The organism is uncultured Bacteroides sp., from assembly GCF_910578895.1.
Taxonomy (GTDB): Bacteria; Bacteroidota; Bacteroidia; order Bacteroidales; family Bacteroidaceae; genus Bacteroides.
Map to the genome: position 1 here is coordinate 1 of NZ_CAJTSC010000097.1, position 232 is coordinate 232.

General features: G+C 38.4%; 1 pseudogene. It reads left to right on the forward strand.

Annotated features, from left to right (window positions below):
* Window positions 1-150: 150 nt before the first annotated feature.
* Window positions 151-232, forward strand: a pseudogene (locus tag QZ327_RS14120) (DNA-binding protein); the annotation flags it as partial.

Here is a 232-nt window from a genome sequence, read left to right on the forward strand (position 1 = left end):
ACAGTAAAAAGTTCTGTCTACCAGAGTGCAAGGTTCTATCCACTAGAGTGGAACGATAGAGATGTCGGTAAGAAAATAAAATAATGAAGGCAAGATAAAACGCCAACATCAGTAACATAACATATAAACCACCATTAAATTAGAACAGCAATGGCAATACAATTCGAGTTTTATAAGAATCCCCAACCGACAAAAGAAGGGGAAGAACCAAGTTACCACCCCCGTGTGGTAA